General features: G+C 36.7%; 19 protein-coding genes. 10 read left to right on the forward strand and 9 right to left on the reverse strand.

Going from position 1 to position 20,595, the window contains the following annotated elements; all coding sequences use genetic code 11:
• Positions 1-44: 44 nt before the first annotated feature.
• A complete protein-coding gene (locus ACFO5T_RS10530) occupies positions 45-2,099 on the reverse strand; it encodes an amino acid ABC transporter substrate-binding protein (protein ID WP_380034213.1) in 2,055 nt (684 codons plus the stop codon).
• A 9-nt stretch (positions 2,100-2,108) separates the two neighbouring features.
• Positions 2,109-3,641 (reverse strand): glutamine-hydrolyzing GMP synthase, encoded by a 1,533-nt coding sequence (gene guaA / locus ACFO5T_RS10535; protein WP_375252167.1) that lies wholly within the window; start codon positions 3,639-3,641, stop codon positions 2,109-2,111.
• A gap of 342 nt (positions 3,642-3,983) precedes the next feature.
• Here guaA and ACFO5T_RS10540 point away from each other — a divergent pair, with 342 nt between their 5' ends.
• A complete protein-coding gene (locus ACFO5T_RS10540; protein ID WP_380034215.1) occupies positions 3,984-4,553 on the forward strand; it encodes a hypothetical protein in 570 nt (189 codons plus the stop codon).
• On the opposite strand, the gene ACFO5T_RS10545 is transcribed toward ACFO5T_RS10540, so the two are convergent.
• Entirely contained in the window at positions 4,546-4,980 is a 435-nt protein-coding gene (locus tag ACFO5T_RS10545; RefSeq protein WP_021778763.1) for an Lrp/AsnC family transcriptional regulator, read from the reverse strand. The genes ACFO5T_RS10540 and ACFO5T_RS10545 overlap by 8 nt on opposite strands.
• 109 nt (positions 4,981-5,089) lie before the next feature.
• Here ACFO5T_RS10545 and ACFO5T_RS10550 point away from each other — a divergent pair, with 109 nt between their 5' ends.
• The 5 genes from ACFO5T_RS10550 (at position 5,090) to ACFO5T_RS10570 (ending at position 7,690) form a co-directional block, all read left to right on the forward strand.
• Positions 5,090-5,512 carry a hypothetical protein gene (locus ACFO5T_RS10550; RefSeq protein WP_380034218.1) on the forward strand — a complete coding sequence of 141 codons (423 nt, stop codon included), beginning with the start codon at positions 5,090-5,092 and terminating at the stop codon, positions 5,510-5,512.
• Positions 5,513-5,710: 198 nt separating this feature from the next.
• Positions 5,711-5,851 carry a hypothetical protein gene (locus tag ACFO5T_RS10555; RefSeq protein WP_380034220.1) on the forward strand — a complete coding sequence of 47 codons (141 nt, stop codon included), beginning with the start codon at positions 5,711-5,713 and terminating at the stop codon, positions 5,849-5,851.
• Between the two features lie 384 nt (positions 5,852-6,235).
• Complete coding sequence (locus ACFO5T_RS10560; protein WP_021778760.1) at positions 6,236-6,628, forward strand: hypothetical protein; 393 nt, start codon at positions 6,236-6,238, stop codon at positions 6,626-6,628.
• An 80-nt stretch (positions 6,629-6,708) separates the two neighbouring features.
• On the forward strand, positions 6,709-7,401 hold the full coding sequence (locus tag ACFO5T_RS10565; protein WP_380034222.1) for a hypothetical protein: 693 nt from the start codon (positions 6,709-6,711) through the stop codon (positions 7,399-7,401).
• 79 nt (positions 7,402-7,480) lie between these two features.
• Positions 7,481-7,690: a hypothetical protein gene (locus tag ACFO5T_RS10570; protein ID WP_380034224.1), complete on the forward strand. Its 210-nt coding sequence runs from the start codon at positions 7,481-7,483 to the stop codon at positions 7,688-7,690.
• Here ACFO5T_RS10570 and ACFO5T_RS10575 read toward each other — a convergent pair whose 3' ends face one another.
• From ACFO5T_RS10575 to ACFO5T_RS10590, 4 genes are all read right to left on the reverse strand, one after another.
• A complete protein-coding gene (locus ACFO5T_RS10575; RefSeq protein ID WP_021778757.1) occupies positions 7,691-8,584 on the reverse strand; it encodes a bifunctional 5,10-methylenetetrahydrofolate dehydrogenase/5,10-methenyltetrahydrofolate cyclohydrolase in 894 nt (297 codons plus the stop codon).
• Between the two features lie 78 nt (positions 8,585-8,662).
• The gene (ffh, locus tag ACFO5T_RS10580) at positions 8,663-9,991 is read right to left on the reverse strand and encodes a signal recognition particle protein (RefSeq protein WP_021778756.1); all 1,329 of its coding nucleotides are present in this window, start codon (positions 9,989-9,991) and stop codon (positions 8,663-8,665) included.
• A gap of 161 nt (positions 9,992-10,152) precedes the next feature.
• Entirely contained in the window at positions 10,153-11,241 is a 1,089-nt protein-coding gene (locus ACFO5T_RS10585) for a hypothetical protein (protein WP_380034226.1), read from the reverse strand.
• A gap of 185 nt (positions 11,242-11,426) precedes the next feature.
• Entirely contained in the window at positions 11,427-11,678 is a 252-nt protein-coding gene (locus ACFO5T_RS10590; protein WP_021778754.1) for a type B 50S ribosomal protein L31, read from the reverse strand.
• A 181-nt stretch (positions 11,679-11,859) separates the two neighbouring features.
• Here ACFO5T_RS10590 and ACFO5T_RS10595 point away from each other — a divergent pair, with 181 nt between their 5' ends.
• Together ACFO5T_RS10595 and ACFO5T_RS10600 are read left to right on the forward strand one after the other, a co-directional pair.
• Positions 11,860-12,402: a DUF4199 domain-containing protein gene (locus ACFO5T_RS10595; protein WP_380034229.1), complete on the forward strand. Its 543-nt coding sequence runs from the start codon at positions 11,860-11,862 to the stop codon at positions 12,400-12,402.
• Positions 12,403-12,411: 9 nt separating this feature from the next.
• Positions 12,412-13,353, forward strand: a complete 942-nt coding sequence (locus ACFO5T_RS10600; protein ID WP_380034231.1) for a glycosyltransferase family 2 protein — start codon at positions 12,412-12,414, stop codon at positions 13,351-13,353.
• Here the strand turns inward: ACFO5T_RS10600 and ACFO5T_RS10605 are convergent.
• Positions 13,348-15,996, reverse strand: a complete 2,649-nt coding sequence (locus ACFO5T_RS10605; RefSeq protein WP_380034233.1) for a T9SS type B sorting domain-containing protein — start codon at positions 15,994-15,996, stop codon at positions 13,348-13,350. The two genes, ACFO5T_RS10600 and ACFO5T_RS10605, sit on opposite strands and share 6 nt — an antisense overlap.
• A gap of 94 nt (positions 15,997-16,090) precedes the next feature.
• Between ACFO5T_RS10605 and ACFO5T_RS10610 the strand changes: the two genes are divergently transcribed.
• Together ACFO5T_RS10610 and ACFO5T_RS10615 are read left to right on the forward strand one after the other, a co-directional pair.
• A complete protein-coding gene (locus ACFO5T_RS10610; protein WP_380034235.1) occupies positions 16,091-17,818 on the forward strand; it encodes a phospho-sugar mutase in 1,728 nt (575 codons plus the stop codon).
• Positions 17,819-17,854: 36 nt separating this feature from the next.
• The gene (locus tag ACFO5T_RS10615; protein ID WP_380034236.1) at positions 17,855-19,681 is read left to right on the forward strand and encodes an ABC transporter ATP-binding protein; all 1,827 of its coding nucleotides are present in this window, start codon (positions 17,855-17,857) and stop codon (positions 19,679-19,681) included.
• A gap of 1 nt (position 19,682) precedes the next feature.
• Here the strand turns inward: ACFO5T_RS10615 and ACFO5T_RS10620 are convergent, their stop codons facing one another.
• Positions 19,683-20,387, reverse strand: coding sequence for a hypothetical protein (locus ACFO5T_RS10620; protein WP_380034238.1), 705 nt, complete (start codon positions 20,385-20,387; stop codon positions 19,683-19,685).
• Between the last annotated feature and the right edge of the window lie 208 nt (positions 20,388-20,595).

Below are 20,595 nucleotides of genomic sequence, written 5' to 3' on the forward strand. Positions count from 1 at the left end.
GATAACTCAATCGCCCTTTTATTATAGTTTATAATCAACTTCAACTAGTCTTCTAATAAAGATGTTGTCACGATTTCTTCAAGTTGCAACGTGTCTGTATATTTTATTAAGTACACTGCCTGGTTAGAAAAACCACCTGCACCTCTTCTATCATACTTAAATTTATTCTCTATGTAGTCTGTCTCTACACCAGAAGAAGCTGCTCTATATAAGTCTTGAGCATAAGCTAGACGTAGTAGTGTGTCATACATAAGATCATAACCACGTATGGCTTCTTTACTTGGGCTCACTCCATACTTAGTCTCATAATTATCTACAAAGGCTTTTACATCTTTATACTTATACTCCTTCTCTACTGATGGAAAGTGAAATGAAAGATTTTTTAAGTGCTCGTGTTGTATCTCGTCACTATTATATGCACTACCTCTATTTGTTGTGAGTAATACGATCTTACGAACCCCCACTTGAGCATTTAGGTTAGTCGTAACATTACTTATTAATGGTACATCGTTAGACTCTAAGAACACCCAGTTTTCAAGCTCGTCTGAGAGTTGACTAGGGATATCATCTGGATATAAAAAGTAGCCTTTATCTCCAGACCTAGGTGCAACAGTCTTAGCATTTGGAAAAAGTGCCTTAATTTTAGATTTTGTACTTCCGTTTTTAGCATCTGCAATAATGACAATATTTTTGCCCTCTCCATTTTCTTTGAGGAATGATAGCATTTTGTCTCTTAACAATACATCGTTAGGTTTTGAGACAAATATATTACCGCGCCCGATTACCTTATTAGATATAGGGGATATTACAGGAATATTACGCGAGGATAACATAGAAGAAACGCGATCTATATTACTTCCTAAAAGAGGTCCTATTACGGCATTTACACCGTTAAAATCATTAGACTGTATAATAGTCTCTACTTTTCTAGCATTTACTGCCTTCCCATCCTTACGGTTATATGCTGTGTCATAAGTATCTATACTTGCAGATATACCTAACTTTTTTGCATCTTCTGCAGCCATAAGGATACCGCTATATAAATCTAATGATAAACGTAGTATACGATCATTTTTAAGTAAATCCTCATTAGTCTCTATATTATCACTTGAAACACGGTTTACACCAAAAGGTAACATTACCGCTATTCGTTTTGTCGAAAAATCTGTTAGGCTAGTTTCAAGACTACCTTTCTTTCCAGGTACCATTATCACCTCTGGTTGCGCAGAGGTTTCGCCATATGCAGGTGTAGGATTATCTGATCCTGGACTTCCCTTAGGTACTTTAAGTATCATACCTTCCTTAAGACCTTCATCTAGTGCTGGGTTAAGTGTTAAAAGTTCATCTGCTTCAAGGTTCAAAGAACGTAGCAAGCTATACATTGTATTGCCTTTCTTAACTTCATAAAAAGCATACTTTTCATTATTAATAATAGTACTTTCTGCAAAGTTTGCCTTAGGCACATTAATCACATCGCCTATTTTAAGACCATCTTTTACTTGTGGGTTTACCTGCTCTAGCTCTGCTATTGTGATACCGTACTTTCTAGCAATACCGTATTTAGTCTCTTTTGCAATTACCTTATGTGTGGTTTGCTCTAGTGCGGCTGTTGTAGACTCTGGAAGTGATACTACAGACTCGGTAACTATTTCTGGTTTATAGTTAGTTGGGATACGTAGTTTATCCCCCTTTCTAAGTGTCTCACTATATAAACGCTTGTTGTATCTCTTTATAACATCTTGAGGAACACCATAACGTTTTGATAAGCTATAAAGCGTCTCCTTACGTTTTACTTTATGTGTCTTAAAGGTAAGATTATCTTGTTCTACAACTTGCGTGGTTACTTGTGAAGAGGCTGGTAAAATAAGAACTAAACCATCATAAATTTCCTTCTTGGCATCTGGGTTGAGCTTTGTGATTTCCTTCTCACCTATACCGTACTTCTTTGCAATATCCTTTACAGTCTCACCTCCTTTTACTTGGTGAGATATAAATTTTTGAAAAAAGTTACTAGATGCTTTTGAAACTGCTGTGGTTGAGTTCGCTTTCGCGAAAGCGAAACAAAAAACAACCGCTATTGCTGCAATATATTTAGTCATATTCATATTTTATTCCCACTCGATAGTGGCTGGTGGCTTAGAGCTTATGTCATATACTACTCTATTAACGCCTTTTACCTTATTAATTATATCGTTAGACACTTTTTGTAAAAATTCGTAAGGAAGATTTACCCAGTCTGCCGTCATACCATCAGTACTCTCTACAGCTCTTAATGCTACACATTTTTCATAGGTACGCTCGTCACCCATTACTCCTACAGAGTTTACTGGGAGAAGCATTGCTCCTGCTTGCCATACCTTATCATATAATCCCCACTCACGAAGACCACTTATAAATATATGATCTACCTCTTGTAGTATGCGTACTTTCTCTGCAGTGATATCACCAAGTATTCTAATAGCTAGACCAGGTCCCGGAAAAGGGTGTCTACCTAAAAGCTCTGGAGATAATCCCATACTTGCTCCTACTCTACGCACTTCATCTTTAAATAACATTCTAAGAGGTTCTACTACCTCTAGTGTCATATAATCTGGTAAACCTCCTACATTGTGGTGAGATTTTATGGTAGCGCTAGGACCTCCTGTTGCACTTACAGACTCTATCACATCTGGATAGATGGTACCTTGCCCAAGCCATTTGGCATTTTCTACAAGCTTGCTTTCATCATCAAAAACTTCTACAAAAACACGACCTATAGCCTTACGCTTTGTCTCTGGGTCGCTTTCTCCCTCAAGTGCTTCCAAGAAGCGTGCCGAAGCATCTACTCCTTTTACATTGAGTCCCATACCTTCATACTGTTTAAGTACTTGAGTAAACTCATCTTTGCGTAATAGACCGTTATTTACAAAGATGCAATACAGGTTTTTTCCTATTGCTTTATGTAGTAGTGTTGCTGCAACAGTACTATCTACACCTCCAGAAAGACCGAGTATCACGCGATCCTCTCCAAGTTTATCCTTAAGATCTGCCACAGTGGTATCTACAAAGGCATCTGGTGTCCAGGTTTGTGCTACACCAGCGATTTTTACTAAGAAGTTTTCTAATATTTTCTTCCCATCTGTAGAGTGATATACCTCTGGGTGAAACTGTATACCATAAGTGTCTTCACCTTCTATTTTATACCCTGCATTTTCTACATCGTGGGTAGAGGCTATGCGCTTTGCTCCTGCTGGTAATTTTTTTATAGTATCACTGTGACTCATCCATACTTGACTACCCGTAGATACTCCTTCTAAAAAGGTCTCACCCTCTTCTACCATAGACAGTTTTGCACGACCATACTCACGTGTGTTAGACTGCCCTACCTCTCCATCAAAAAATTGTGCTAAGTATTGCGCTCCATAACATACACCCAGTAATGGTTTTTTTCCTTTTATCTCTGAAAGGTCAGGATGCGGTGCATCTTCACTACGTACAGAGTGTGGAGACCCAGATAAGATTACAGCCTTGTAAGAAGACAGATCTTTAGGTTGATTGTTAAATGGTTTAATCTCGCAGTAGATATTTAACTCACGCACACGTCGTGCTATTAACTGCGTATATTGAGACCCGAAGTCTAAGATGAGAACGTTATTTTGCATAGGCAAAAATAGCATAATTATACAAAGATACCGGCTATATAATTCGACAAAAAATAACGGAGTTTTTAACAGTATTAATCTGTTGTGTTTTTTACTCAAGAGAGCTGCAGGATATCATATTTAGGTAAATAAAGTAGTTACAACTGTGTCGCAATACGTACAAATACTTTTTAAAATAGAAAAAGCTATCCGCTCATCGGGTGTTTATATCTACTTGTCGAAAAGTACCCTACATACGGCATTACAAGAAACTTAGAAGCCAAATAAGCCGTACATTTATAAGGAACCTCTAGGTAATTATCACCGATTGGATCTAATATTACCAACTTTACTAGCCAATTTATGATAAATGACGAAGATGAACGTTTTAACAGTGAACTAGACGAGTGGCGAAAACTACCTGTTTTTAAACAAGCTCTTGTAATACTGCACCTTGTAGAGCATATTATAGAGGGCATACACCTTGACGACCCTCATCCTAGCACTCACTATAAGCTTAGATTGTACGAACGATACACGAGACAAATGATGGAAAATGCACTTCTTATTCCGTCAGAAATCGCTACAGCAGATAGTACTGATCTTTATGATCATAAAATGGAAAATGCAACCATTATACGTAAAGCAGCAAAAGAAATTATTACAGATAGTAAGGGATTACAAGCCTCTGGTTATAAAGAAGCAGAGTACTTAGAACTACTTTATGATGCAGTCGAAGAGTTTAGACCACTCTTTGCAGAGTGGGTGCAATCCTTTAGTACAAAAAACTTTATCATAGATCGCTGGGGATTATTTAATCCACCTGGAGTATCTTATGATGATCCTGTAGATACAATGAGTTTTGACAGTAAGTCCTTCTTAAGAGACTTAGAAGACGACTGGGATGATGGAGATGATGATGACCTTATTTAACAATAGGATTATAAGACACTACGTGAGATAATACAATCTGGGTTTTTGACTCGCCATAGGTAATCACTCTATCTATAAGCTCTTCTAGATGCTTCTGGTTACGTAGTACAACTTCCATCACTATATTCTCATTACCAGTAATACGATAACAGTTTACTACCTCTTCCCATTTTTTTACATTTTCTATAAATGGCTTAAGCTTACCCATAAATGCTCGTATTGTTATTATAGCCTTAAGTTGATAGCCCATTGCCTCTGGATTAACTATTGCTTTATACCCTTGTAAAATACCTGCATCTTCCATTTTACGTATGCGCTCACCCACTGCTGGAGAGCTCACGCCCACCTTTTTTGCTATAGCCGTATTAGACTGCCTAGCATCCTCTTGTAAACATTGTAAAATGCGATTATTTAAAGAATCAATCATAGTATTTAAAGTTTATAGTTAAAAATACACTTATTATTAAGCAATACTAGCTATTAACTTAAAAAAATAAATAAGCATCTCAAAGCAAGCTTGTATTTTTACGTTCACAATGCTTACTTTAAAAGACATACAAATCGCAAACCACAAAGACGCATCTCAGTGCACAGCTTACAGAGATGCTGTTGCGTTTTTTACGCTTTCGCGAAAGCTGTCTAAAAACAATTTATGCGCCAGTAAATGGAGATGCTTGAAGCAAAGAAAGCTAGCTGCACACCTTACAGAAAATATTTCTACCAGCGCATTATCATTACCTATGACCATCGCCGAAGCTTCTATTACAGTAGATTATGGCAAAAAATTGTTTTTTAAAAACACCATAGAAGAACGTGTAGAAAAGATATTATCTCTATGTAATACCCTTGAGGACTTGTATCAACCTAAAGACAAAAGGGCAAAGCAGTTATATAGAGCCGCAAATAAACTACAAGCAGGTGTAAAAAAATGGTCGCTACATCTAACGTCTCAAAATTAAAGATAGTAATAAGGCTAGCATTTACCTTGCTAGCGTTTTTTTTCTTTTTTTATGATTTTGATGTTAAATATCGTTAAGTCGAAACAGGTTGCTCAAAAACCAATGTACTTTTAATTCAAGATAATGAATGACAACTTCCTTTTTATGTAGAAGAACATTATCAAAAAAAAAAACAAGTAACCATTAAAATCAAACATTATGACAAAGAAATTTTTAACACTAGTAGCCGTAGCCATATTTACACTTTCATTTTCTAGCTGTAGAGAAAAAACAACTGGAGAAAAAGTAGGTAATGCTGTTGAAAATGCAGTAGACGATGTTGAGAACTTAGTAGACTAATCATCTAAACATATAAACAAAAAGCCTTTCTATAATAAGAAAGGCTTTTTTATGGTTTAAAATTAGAAAAGGTCTTAGCATATTGTGCTAAGACCTTTTGTTATCCAGAGGAGGGTATAGATAATGATGGCTATTTATTATTCTATTATAAACGAAACCTTATACGCTCAAATAGCATTTACAATCATTATACGATACAAACACCTGTTATGGATCTTACATTTAAAAAAATAAAAATTAAATACACTCATTTTAAATAGGTTACAGCGTTTCACTCTTAAAGTTCTATAAAACTTGTAAGTGCATTGTAAAACCAGCGTCAAAGAGATTATTAATAACAAAGCTTCATAATTGAAGGCTAAAAATCAAAAAAAAAAAATTGCTATGAAAAAATTAATCTCAATGTTCGTTTTACTTTTATCTGTAACATTTGCAGCACAAGCGCAAGATAAAATGATGAAAGACGCTCCTACAAAAGTTATTGCCTTAGAGCAAACTAAAGGTGAGTTTACTCAAAAACAAATTGTTGTAAATGAGGGAACTTACACCTTCTCTATTGCAAATAACAATGTAGGTACAGATGTAGGGTTTGTTTTAGTACCAAAAGGTAAAGACATTTCAAATCCAGAAAATCACATTAAAACAGCTTATGTAACTGCCGTTGTACCCAACAATACGACAGGTAGCTCAAACGCAACTACACTTAAAAAAGGTGAGTACGTATACTTCTGCCCACTTAACAAAACAGCTACAGATAACGTTCTTATAGTAGAATAAGGTACACTACAGCTATCAAAGCCCCATACCTTATGTATGGGGCTTTTTTTTGGTTATTTTTGAACCAGATAACTACCACTATGAAAAAATACATCGCATTACTATCTCTTTTTGCTATAACGATAAGTTGTAATGAAAATTCAAAAACAGCAACAGGTACTCAAGATGAAGCAGAAGTAACATTTACTCCCACTACCGAAGCCGAAAAAATTGCTTATGCAAACGGTATAGAAAACTGGGATAAGGTAACACAACTAGACTTTACCTTTAATGTAGATCGCGGTGGTAGTACCGTTGCAAAGCGTTCTTGGTCTTGGAAACCAAAACAAAATGAAGTAACAATGACCGCTGCCAGCGATACCGTTACTTACAATCGTGCAAGCATAGACAGTACCTCAATGGCGGCAGACCAAGGTTTTATAAATGACAAATACTGGCTACTAGCACCTTACCAGATATTATGGGATGAAGGAACAACAGTAACTGTAAATGATAGTGTTATGAGTCCGCTTTCGCGAAAGCGTAGTCATAAACTTACCTTACTTTATGGAGATGAAGGTGGTTATACACCAGGAGATGCTTATGATTTTTACTACGGTGATGATTACCGTATCACAGAGTGGGTTTTTAGAAAAGCAAATGCTAGCGAGCCGTCTATGATTACCACTTTTGAAGGCTATGAAGATATAAATGGCTTACAGATTGCTACAGATCATAAAAGTGAAGATGGTAGTTTTAGGCTCTATTTTACAGATGTAAAAGCATACAATTAATATGAGTTTTAGTCAAAAAAGCAAAAGCCCAAAGTGGAATCTAATCACCTTGGGCTTTTTTATATTTCTAAGTTCCTTAATGTTATCATACAGCGATTATGGAACGCTACAGAAGTCTTCACAGTCTATTGTTTACATACCTATCATTATAGGCATTGCGACCATTATAATATATGCAATATCTAGACTGTTTACAAAGCGTTACAACTGGATTGTAACGATAATGGGCATTGCTACTATGCTTATGATTGCTATCCCCATATTTTTTGGGGCAGCAAAGCATAATTAATTATTTACTTTTAGACATTGCTCTGTGACGCTCTCTTGCTAGTAATGTATTTTTAAGCAACATAGCAATAGTCATAGGTCCTACTCCACCAGGTACTGGGGTAATAAAACTAGCTTTCTTACTTACAGCATCAAAATCTACATCACCTGTGATGTAATACCCTCTCTCTCTAGACTCGTCTGGCACACGTGTGATACCTACATCTATAATTACTGCATCATCTTTTACCATCTCTGCTTTAAGGAAACCAGGGACACCTAATGCAGTGATAATAATATCTGCTTGTGAAGTAATCTGAGTTATATTTTTTGTGTGACTGTGAGTTAAAGTCACCGTAGAGTTTCCTGGAAAACCTTTACGCCCCATAAGGATACTCATAGGTCTTCCTACTATATGACTACGACCTATAACCACAGTATGTTTACCCTTAGTCTCTACACCATAACGATCCATAAGTTCTAATATACCAAATGGTGTTGCAGGTATAAACGTACTCATATCTAGTGACATCTTTCCAAAGTTTGTAGGGTGAAAACCATCTACATCTTTATCTGGGTTTACTGCTAGTAGTACTTTTTGAGTATTAATTTGTGGTGGTAATGGTAACTGTACAATAAAACCGTCTATATCATCATTATCATTAAGTTCCTCAATCTTATCTAGCAACTCTATCTCACTAGTGGTATTAGGCATACGCACCATAGTAGACTCAAAGCCTACACGCTCACAAGCGCGCACTTTGCTACCCACGTAAGTAAGAGAAGCACCATCATTACCTACAATTACTGCAGCAAGGTGAGGCACCTTCTCGTTATTTGCCTTCATCTTATCAACGTCGGCTTTGATTTCGTTTTTAATGTCGTTTGAGGTTTTTTTACCGTCGAGAATTACCATAAGTGACTACTTATTATTTTGATTAGTTAGGTATATAAAAGAGCAAAGGCATCCTTTAAGGATGCCTCTATCTATAATCTATTTCATTTGATTCATCATCTGCATCATCTTTCGGCCACCGCCGCCTTGCATCATTTTCATCATTTTGCTCATTTGGTTAAACTGCTTGAGCAACTGGTTTACTTGTTGTACAGAGGTACCAGATCCTTTTCCTATACGTTTTTTACGACTTGCATTTATAGTAGAAGGGTTTTCACGTTCTCCTGGTGTCATAGAGTGTATGATTGCTTCTATATGTTTAAAAGCGTCGTCATCTATATCTACATCCTTAAGCATTTTTCCGGCACCTGGGATCATACCCATTAGGTCCTTCATATTACCCATTTTCTTTACTTGCTGGATTTGCTTTAAGAAATCGTCAAAACCAAACTGGTTCTTTGCTATCTTCTTTTGAAGCTTTCTAGCTTCTTCCTCATCAAACTGCTCTTGTGCTCTCTCTACTAGTGAGACAACATCTCCCATACCTAAGATACGGTCTGCCATACGAGAAGGATAAAAGACATCTATAGCCTCCATCTTTTCTCCTGTACCTATAAACTTAATAGGTTTATCTACTACAGATTTTATAGAGATTGCGGCTCCACCTCGTGTATCACCATCTAACTTTGTAAGTATAACTCCGTCAAAGTTAAGAATATCATTAAAGGCTTTTGCTGTATTTACAGCATCTTGACCTGTCATTGAGTCTACTACAAAAAGTGTCTCTTGTGGTTGTATAGCAGTGTGTACATCTGCTATTTCTTTCATCATTGCCTCATCTACTGCTAGACGACCTGCGGTATCAATGATTACTACATTGTGACCGTTTGCTTTCGCGAAAGCGATACCATCTTGAGCAATTTTTACAGGATTCTTCTCATCACGGTCTGAGTATACATCTACCTTAATCTGGTCTCCCACTACGTGTAGCTGGTCTATTGCCGCTGGACGATATACATCACAAGCTACTAGAAGTGGTTTTTTAGTTTTCTTAGTTTTAAGAAAGTTTGCCAGTTTACCAGAGAAGGTTGTTTTACCAGAACCTTGCAGCCCAGACATAAGGATAATAGACGGAGTTGCAGAAAGGTTTATGCCTGCAGCATCACCTCCCATAAGCTCTGTAAGCTCATCCTTTACTATCTTAACCATTAATTGACCCGGTTGAAGAGTCGTTAATACGTCAGATCCTAGTGCCTTTTGTTTTACACGATTTGTAAATTCTTTGGCAGTTTTAAAGTTAACATCTGCATCTATAAGCGCACGACGTACTTCCTTAAGAGTTTCGGCTACATTTACTTCTGTAATGCTTCCGTGTCCTTTTAAGACGTGGAGGGCTTTATCTAACTTATCACTTAAATTATCAAACATAGTTTTCTGGTAGTATGTAAAGGTTGCAAATTTAAGAATTTGAAGCGGTTTTGCACAGATTAACAGATGTAGATTCTAGAAAAAAGAATCAAAAAAATATGGCTACCTATAAAGATAGCCATATCATATATATCGCTTACTCAGTACTGCGATAGCTTCGCTTACTCACAATCTTCTGGAATTAAGTTTATAGTAGCAACTGTATACTCAAGTGTTTCTGGGTTTTCAATACGGGCATAAACTACTTGAGTTCCCGCTGTAGCACTTATAATATATTGATCTGCAAGTATATTAATTGCAGCATCTGCATCACTTTGAGAATCATAGTAGGTAATATCCCACTCTACTAGTGGTGATACCTCACCCGTAACCTCATCTACTTCTTGTTGTGGTGCCGCTATAATTATGACACAATCATCATAATCTGATAATGTAAATGAAGATTCTCCATCTATAATACAACTCTCAAAGTCTAACGTTTTACAATAGTTTGCCTCATCACATTCTTTATTGAGCACAAAGGAGACACCCTCATCATTTGTAATTGTCATAGTGTCGTTACTCTGGATGACTGTTTTCCAATCAAAATTCCAAGCAGACTGCACATCACCTTCACCTTGAAGGTTAATGTTTATATGAAGTTCACCTTCTATTAGATAGACCGTCCAAGTACCATTATAAGAGACTCCTCTGTAATATAAATCTGTAGTACCATCATCTTCATTATCAAATACAGCATTTGTATATGTACTAAAAGCTACATCATCTGGTAATGCTACCTCCCATACGCACTCTAGGAATAACCCAGTACACTCATTTATGAGTTCTTCCTCCTCTTCTGCCTTGCAAGCAAGTATAGCCGCTTCTAGCTCTTCTTTATTATTTACTTGAAAAGTAGTCCCGTCTTCTAGCTCACTCGTGATAGGAAAACTGACATTTATAAACTGATTTGCTTCAATATTGCTCAGTATAGTACTAAACTCTCCATCATTAGATACTGTTTGTGATGATATTATCTGCAAGTCTTCATTATACACTATTACAATAAAAGAGTATATAAAGTCTATACACGTAATGTCTACTTCATTGGGATCATCTTTTACTACCTGATCTAAAAGGTCAAAAAGATTTGATTCTTCGGCAATAAGATCTGCTGTTGTGGTTTGATTTAAATCGTCTACATCTTCATTATCGCAACTAGCAAAAACTAGAAGTGCAAAAATTGAGAGTATTATGTGTGATAGTTTCATAGATAAAATTTAATTGATGATTATTGAATGTTTGTTTATACCTATAAGACTACTATTTGCCTGTAGGTTGCGTTATTTTTACTATTATCTATAGAAAAATATTATTGTGCTTAATATGTTAATTTTTTGCACAAAAAAAGCCTCCTTGAATAAGGAGGCTTTTTTTATAAATTAAAGTATAAGAATTACTTCTTAAACTTAGCGTATTTGTTTTTGAACTTGTCAATACGTCCAGCTGTATCTACTAGCTTAGCTTTACCAGTGTAGAATGGGTGTGACGTTCTTGAGATTTCAAGTTTGATTAAAGGATACTCAGTTCCTTCTATCTCAATTGTTTCTTTTGTATCTGCAGCAGACTTAGTTAAGAACACCTCATCGTTAGACATATCCTTAAATGCTACTACTCTAAAATTTTCTGGGTGTATTCCTGCTTTCATCTTAATTCAGTGCTTTAATATTCGATTTTTCGAGGTGCAAATTTACATAATTTTTAAAAAACTACAACTATTATTTAAAATAATTCTCACCTATTATACGAAGTTACGATTTTTATAGGCTCGATGTAACGATATCGTATATTTGTGTACTAACTAGCCATAACCAAACCATCATACTATTATGAAAATTGAAACTACAAACACGACTACTATCAAAGATGTAATGATTAAATTCGGTGTCGTACTTGGTGTAATATCTATACTCTTCAATGTTGTACTTTATGTCACAGATAATTTTCTTGCACCACACTGGTCACTAGGTGTTTTAAACTTTGTGATTACAATCATTATAATCGTAATGGCTCTAAAAGCTTTTAAACAAGGTAATGGTGGCTTTATGAAGCTTGGCCAATCGATAAAAATTGGACTTGGCGTATCACTTATAGCAGCACTACTAGGAGGTATATGGCTTCTTATACTCACCCAAGTGCTAGAACCTAATTATTCTGAACTTGCACTAGATGCGGCTCGTGATCAAATAATCGAGATGTACCCAGATATGAGTGATGCACAATTAGACCAATCTATTTCTTTTCAAGAGCCTTTCACAAAGATTAGCTTTATGTTACCAGTAGCTATAATGATGTCTCTGTTTTTTGGTTTTATCATATCGCTTATAGCTGGATTAATATTAAAGAAAGAGAACCCGCACGCAGACGCTTAGAAAATACATATGCAAATATCTGTTGTTATCCCTCTGCTCAACGAGGAAGAATCACTAAATGAATTACACCATTGGATTTCAGAAACCCTGGATTCCAATGGTTTTTCTTATGAAATTATATTTGTAGATGATGGCAGTACAGATGGTTCTTGGGAGGTGATAAGTACGCTTTCGCGAAAGCGTAACAACATAAAAGCGATACGTTTTAATCGCAATTTTGGGAAATCACAAGCGCTACACGCTGGTTTTAAAGCTGCCGAAGGTGATGTAATTATCACAATGGATGCAGACCTTCAAGATAACCCCGAAGAGATCCCTGAGCTCTATAAAATGATTACAGAACAAAATTATGATCTTGTCTCTGGGTGGAAAAAGAAACGCTACGACTCTGTAATTGCAAAAAACTTACCTTCAAAACTCTTTAATGCCGCCGCTCGCAAAACAAGTGGTCTTAAACTACACGACTTTAACTGCGGTCTTAAGGCTTATAAAAATGAAGTTATAAAAACGGTGGATGTTTATGGCGAGATGCACAGATACATCCCTGTACTGGCTAAGAATGCTGGTTTTTCTAACATAGGTGAAAAGGTTGTACAGCATCAAGCTCGCAAGTATGGGGAGACTAAGTTTGGGATGGAACGTTTTTTAAACGGTTTTCTTGACCTATTGACTATTTGGTTTTTAGGTAGTTTTGGTAAGCGACCTATGCACCTCTTTGGAGCACTGGGCGTGGTGATGTTTATAGTAGGTTTTGGCTTTGCAGCCTATCTAGGTATTGATAAGCTATTCTTAAATAAAGCAGGGAGGCTCATTACACAAAGACCACAGTTTTATATCTCTCTTGTATCTATGCTTATAGGTATCCAACTATTTATAGCTGGTTTTATAGGAGAACTCATCTTACGTACAAAGAGAGAAAAGCAGCGATATCACATAAAAGAAACTCTATAAGTCACCTCTTGTTATTAAAGTAAAGAAACCATATGTAGTTCTTTCTTCATAGGTGATTTTATACCAGTAGGTATTGGTTTCTAGCTTTTTACCGTTGTGGGTACCATCCCATCCTGAGGAGTTACTTGTGAGTGAGGTCATTTTTTTTCCAAATCTATCAAATACCTCTACGGTCAATCCTGGATAATTTTGAGCATTTATAACGTGCCAAGTGTCATTGTAGCCGTCGCTGTTAGGCGTGAAGAACTTAGGTGCACCCCTTACTTCTACCTCTCTTGTAATATAATTACAACCCACCTCATCTCTCACTGCAATTTGATAGATACCGGGAGGCAAATCTGCAAACACATTAGACGTACTAAAAGTACTACCTCCATCTATACTGTAATAAATATTTCCCTCTGCCAGATAAGCATCTATAGTTATTGTATTGCTCTGTAAAAAGTCATTAACGTTAACCTCTACTTGTAACTGAGGTCCTGCTACAACTTCATAGTATAGTGAACCACTACAACCTGCAAATAAGGTGACATCTAGTGTATAAACTCCAGCTTCTGTTATAAATAAATCTTTTGTGGTCTCTCCAGTACTCCACTCATACTCCATAAACCCTTCTGGCCCCTCTAATATAGTGCCCTCTTCTGTAAAACAAACCACGAGTTCTTGGTTTTCTAAGTCTAGGGGGTCACTAAGTGTTATCATAATTTTACCTATACCTATACACTCATCTGGCTCACCTAGTCTATAATACAAAATGTTAGGATCATTAAAACTAAACAACACAGAACCCACAATTTCATTAGTTTGTAATCCTGCAAATTCTAGAGATTCAAATAGCCGTACTAGAGTATTGGGATATATATCTTGTAAAGCATCGAGAATGTTTTCTACTTGTACTACCGATGAGTTTTCTCCCTCTACAGATGGACATACAAGCAGCTCTATATCCTCTAGAGGCTCACCTAAATCTACATTTAAAGTTACTTCTGTAGTTCGCGCACAGTCTAATGATGGGGCAATGCTAGCGTAAATTACTTGACCATTAGAGAGGTTAACATAATTTGTTGGGTTTGTAATTGGATTTTGAGCAAGTATTGCATCTGTTTCGCTTTCGTAAAAAGTCAAGTTAACACCACCAGTAACGTTTGTATTTTGTATAAATAATACATCAAGAGCATCAAATAAATTAAATTGAGAAATTCCATCAATGTTACCATCTACGTCACATTGAAATAGTTCACCAGGCATAAGGTCTGGCGCTACAATACTCTTTACTATAACTCTATAAACTTCAACCTCTCCAGATGCAAAAGTAACTTGAGCCGTGACTGTAAATGTACCTACATCAGAAAAAACGTGAGAAGGGGCCAGCTCAGTACTTTGGTTTGCAATGCCAGATGCTGGGTCACCAAAATTCCATTGTACGCCTGTTATAATTTGAGGTGTATTAAGACTAAATAGTGTACTATCTCCTCCACATAGGTTTTCATATTCAATAATATTTCTAAAATACTCCTCATTGCTAGGAGGCAAACCTAATGAAGAGGTATTAAGACCTAGCCCCACTGCTCTGTATTGGAAATTACAATCATCACCCACTCTATTTGGTAATGATATAGCAGAGAGTCGTATCCCACTAAAACTATGATACAATTTACCATCTATAGCTAGTTGCAGCAACCCTGCAAGATTAACAAATGGACTTGATAGATAATCTGCTAGTTGTATACGTGATGCAGGTATATCTGCAGCTTGAAGGTTATATTGAAATATGCGAGAATTACCGGTCTCTTGGCCTCCATTTATTGGAACTTTACCTGAGGTATACAATACTTGAGAGTTAGGAGAAAAAGACGCTCCGTAGTACACCACGTCATTTCCTAGTAATTGTTCGTTACTTAGAACACCTGTATTTATATTAAAATCATATAATAATAACTCTCCAGAGAGCACTGGCTCAAAATATGAATGACATATAGCAACCTTAGATCCGTCTGGAGAAAATTTTATAGCTCCCCTTATGTTTCTAAAATCTGAAATATCTGGTCCTATAGTTGTAATAACTGGTGTCCCCACTCCTGCTGCTGTAACGGGATATGCATAAAAGCTATTTTGAAAGTGAGTAAGCAACCAGTAGCCATTGGGACTTTTAACCGCAGTAAGTTTTTCAGAACCTTGATTTAAGATATTGACATTTTTTTCAATAACAGCTCCATTTCCTCCTCCAGCATTCATATCAACAATTGAGTAATTAATACCATTACCCACGCCATTAACAAAATAGTTTTGAGCAGCGTCTGCTGTAAATATGTAATATCGGGTGAAACTTCCAGGTGCAGGTAGAATCAATGTTCCGTTTGTAGAAGAAAACTCTCCTAGCAATTCCTCTCCATTTTCCATTATCTGGTTGTCTGCTCTATACACTGTGCGACCATCACTATAAAAGAGTAATGCCCCTAGTGAAGTACTAATAGCACAGCTACTTTCAATGGTATTTATAACACTACCATTAAAAGACATTGCACAACCCTCAGAAAAATCTAACCCTGCCCCATTACCAAAATACCATTTAGATGCCTCTAGTTGACTAAACGCAACAGTGGTAAATAGCAGAAAAAATAATGTCAGACTTTTAAGTGGCATCTTTCAAATATCAAATCTATTTATGAGAAATTGGTATTTCCCGATAAAAATTAACACAAAACCGTACTTTTGTTACTCTAACAAATAGAATATTATGGTATACCACGATCCTGCAATTTTAGAAAAGGCAAATGCCTGGCTTACTGACACTTTTGATGCACAGACACAGCAAAGCATTAAAGATAGCATAGCTCATAACCCAGAGGAGCTAGCAGATAGTTTTTATAAAAATCTAGAATTTGGTACAGGAGGTATGCGCGGTGTTATGGGCGCAGGAACCAATAGAATTAATAAGTACACCCTAGGTAAAAACACTCAGGGACTCTCAGACTACCTATATACTCAGTTTACAGATGAGCAAATAAGTGTCGCCATAGCTTATGACTGTCGTCACAATAGTAAAGAACTAGCACAAGTTGTAGCAGATGTATTTTCGGCAAATGGCATTAAGGTTTTCTTATTTTCAGACCTGAGACCTACACCAGAGCTTAGCTTTGCTGTGAGACACTTAAACTGTCACTGTGGTATCGTGCTCACTGCGAGTCATAACCCACCAGAGTATAACGGTTATAAAGTATACTGGCAAGATGGAGGGCAACTAGTGCCACCACAAGATGCTGCAATAATTAAAACCATAGATGCATTGGACTTTAGTGATATAAAGTTTAAGGGTAATGATGATCTCATAGAGCGTATTGACACCGCAGTAGATAAAGCTTTTATAGACGCAAGTGTTGCAAAGGTATCTTTTGGTTTTGACAATAAAACCAAAGAAGATTTAGGTATCGTATTTACTTCTTTACACGGGACTTCTATAACACTAGTACCAGACACTTTAAAGCAGGCTGGTTTTACAAACCTATCTATTGTAAAAGAACAAGAAATACCAGATGGTAACTTCCCTACTGTGGTATCTCCTAACCCAGAGGAGACTGCTGCTCTTAAAATGGCTTTAGAGCTAGGAGAAAAAGAAGGAGCAGATATCGTGATAGGTACAGATCCAGATTGTGATCGCCTGGGTATAGCTGTAAGAGGTGATAATGGTAAACTTACCATCTTAAACGGTAACCAGACTATGATCTTAATGACAGATTATCTTTTAGAACGCTTTCGCGAAAGCGCAAACCAGCACCCACAACCATTTGTAGGGAGTACAATCGTATCTACACCTATGATGGATGTACTTGCTGCCTCTTATAATGTAGAATGTAAAACTGGACTTACTGGCTTTAAGTGGATAGCAAAAATGATTGAAGACTACCCACAACAACACTTTATAGGTGGTGGTGAAGAAAGCTTTGGCTTTATGGTAGGTGATTTTGTGAGAGATAAAGACGCCGTAACTGCTACCCTACTCGCTTGTACCATTGCAGCCGAAGCAAAGAAAAATGGACAAACACTATTTGAAAAACTTAAAACGCTTTACCTAAAGCACGGCTTTTATCAAGAAACGCTTATCTCACTTGTTAAAAAAGGACAATCTGGCGCAGCCGAAATAAAACAAATGCTCAAAGACCTACGCGAGAACCCTATGCAAGAAATAAATGGCAGTAAGGTGACGCGCGTAGAAGATTATCAAGCGTCTACATCACTTGATCTAACCACTGGAAAGACTACTACCATTGACATACCTAAGTCTAACGTGCTTATTTATTACACTCAAGATGGTAGTAAAGTAGCTGCTAGACCAAGTGGTACAGAACCCAAAATCAAATTTTATATAAGCGTTCATACACCGCTTACTACACTAGGAGAGTATGACAGTGTTTCTGCTATACTAGAAAATCGCATTGCTGGTATAAAAACTGCATTAGGGGTATAAACTTTTTTAGCTTTCGCGAAAGCGCACACATACTTTATGGAATATTTTAAGAAGATTATTTCTTACGCAATGCCTTACAAGGGATATGGGATTCTCAATATCATTTGTAATGTCTTTTATGCATTATTTAGCACCTTAGGTTTTGTAGCACTTATACCTATGCTACAGGTCCTTTTTGATAAAACAAAAACAGTTACCGAAAAACCAGAGTGGAACGGCCTTCTCAAAGCAAAAGACTTTATGGAAGACTCTCTGGGATATTATGTCACAGAAATTGCAAAAGATGATAAAGTGCAAGCCCTCACGCTAATGATAGGATTTGTGATTGCGGTATTCTTACTCAAAAACCTTTTCGGTTATCTAGCGATGTACTTCATTACCTTTTTAAGAAATGGCGTCTTGATGGATATTAGAAATGCTATGTATGAGAAAATTGTCTCACTACCTGTGGCATACTTTACAGAAAAACGAAAGGGTGACACCATTGCTCGTGTCACATCAGATGTTCAGGAGGTACAGCATTCATTTTTAAGCATACTAGAGCTCATTGTACGAGAGCCTCTTACCATCATATTTGCGCTGGGAACTATGTTTTTACTCAGCCCGCAGCTGGCAGTATTTGTACTTACGTTTATACCTATTATGGGATTTGTAATATCACTTATAGGTAAAAGACTCAAAAGGAAGTCTGACCGTGTGCAACGTGAGCAAGGAGAGATTTTATCAAAACTAGAAGAAACTCTAGGCGGACTCAAAATCATAAAAAGTTTTAATGCCGAAGATCGTTTTCAAAATAGCTTTAACACGAGCACAAAGCGCTTTAATGATTATGCAAACAGTTTGATGCAACGCCAGGCTCTTGCCTCGCCTACAAGTGAGTTTTTAGGAATTGTGGTGATAGGTGTTTTACTATGGTTTGGTGGTAATATGGTGCTTACAGAAGAAACTCTAGATGGCCCTACCTTTATTGCATTTATGGGACTCGCTTATGGGATATTAACGCCAGCTAAAGCATTTTCTAAAGCTAGTTACAGTGTTAAACGTGGTAATGCCTCTGCGCAACGTATTCTAGAAATTCTTGAAACAGAAAATAGGATTACAAATAAAGACATCACAACACCGGTAGAAGGCTTTGCAAAGGCTATTGCAATTAATAATATTTCATTTAAGTATGAAGAACAACTAGTTCTTAAGAATTTCACACTTAACGTCCCAAAAGGCAAAACAGTTGCACTAGTAGGCCAGTCTGGTTCTGGTAAGAGTACCATTGCAAACCTACTTACCCGTTTTTATGATGTTGTGTCTGGTGATATTACAGTAGATGGAGTAGACATACGCGATATGTCTCTTAAAGACTTAAGAAAAAATATAGGTATTGTAACACAAGATGCTATTCTATTTAACGATTCACTACGCAATAATATGATTGTAGGTAAAGCAACTGCAACAGATGAGGAAATTATAGAATCGCTTAAAATTGCAAATGCTTGGGAGTTTGTAAAAGAGCTTCCAGAGGGTCTTGACACTAATATAGGTGATAGTGGTAACAAGCTAAGTGGTGGACAAAAGCAGCGACTGTCTATCGCGAGAGCAGTGCTTAAAAACCCGCCTATTATGATACTTGATGAAGCTACCTCTGCTCTTGATACAGAGAGTGAGCGTCTCGTGCAAAAGGCACTAGAAAATATGATGAAGAATCGCACCTCTATTGTGATTGCTCACAGACTCTCAACTATTCAAAATGCAGATGAGATTGTGGTTATGCAAAAAGGTGAAATTGTAGAACAAGGAAAACACCAAGAATTAATAAATCAGAAAGGAATGTACCACAAACTGGTATCTATGCAATCCTTTGAGGAGTAGATTACTCTTCTTTTACTATAATAACGGTAGCGGTAAATCCAGAAGCAAGAAACCAAGCGTTTGACGAGATGACCTGTCGCTCATCATCATACATCACAAACTGTGCAGTATTTGCTCCTACAGAACCTTGATTTAAAGCCTTTACTTCTATTTTATTAAACCCTTTTACAAGATCAAGATAAAAACCTTGAAACTCTCCTTCTAAAAAGATACGGGGGTGAACCACTGTACCATTAACGCTTACACTCACAAGGTCACCATCTACAGTACCGTGATCACGATATGTAAAGTTTACAAACTTAGAGCCACTTTTAAAATCTCCTAGATATTGATCTCTATAATACTCTGGCCTTAACTTTTCTTTATCTTTTGCATTTGAGTTATTCATTTTATTCTCAAGTGCACTAAAGTCTTTTTTTGCAAAATCGTCTCCTTTTATAAGATTGATTTCACGTTTTTCTTTTGCAGCAAAAGGGTCGCTTAACTTTATCTTACTCTTAAAAACAAGAGATCCAGACTGGATCGTGTTATCCTTTTTTGGAGCTGTAGGTGACATAAAAACCTCTGTAGGCACCTCATTGGGTTGTTCTCCTTTTATTTCTATAGAGGCTCTGGGCGCATCTATCTGTGCTGTGGCAGTGGTTGTAACGCATACAAGTAGCAATGCTACAATGAGAGATAACGTTATGGGAGAAAAGGTTTTCAAGGGATGTAATACGTTTTTACAATATGACTTTATGTAATTAGGGTATTACACAAAGTGTGCCATTAGTTACTATTAGTACGCTTTCGCGAAAGCGTAATCACTTTTACCAACATTCAAATATAAAATATTTACAACTCATTAGCCCTTAATTGAATAGTGAAAAAGATGCATACATTACAGAATGGAAGAAATAAATAGAAAAGTAAGA

The organism is Dokdonia genika (assembly GCF_042652845.1).
GTDB classification, from domain to species: domain Bacteria; phylum Bacteroidota; class Bacteroidia; order Flavobacteriales; family Flavobacteriaceae; genus Dokdonia; species Dokdonia donghaensis.